The 207-nt window shown below is 32.4% G+C and carries 1 pseudogene; it reads right to left on the reverse strand.

From position 1 onward, the window contains the following. Positions 1–207 (reverse strand): annotated as a pseudogene (locus AABK37_RS42390) (RNA-guided endonuclease TnpB family protein); the annotation flags it as partial.

A 207-nucleotide genomic window follows, 5' to 3' on the forward strand; every position in this document is an offset into this window, starting at 1 on the left:
TTTTTTGATTAATCTAACACGCTTAATCAGTTTAACTGGGTAAGTCTGGATATCCCATTTACCTAGTAGTTTTACTTTACCGATATCTTTTTTATCAGTAAACTTAATGCATCTTTTGGCTTGATTTAGTGACCAGCCACTAGTTTTATATTCAACTGAACGATTATCTTTTTGAAATCGGGGAAATCCTTTCTTGCCTGATACTTT

This window comes from Tolypothrix sp. VBCCA 56010, from assembly GCF_050875635.1.
Classification (GTDB): Bacteria; Cyanobacteriota; Cyanobacteriia; order Cyanobacteriales; family Nostocaceae; genus Hassallia.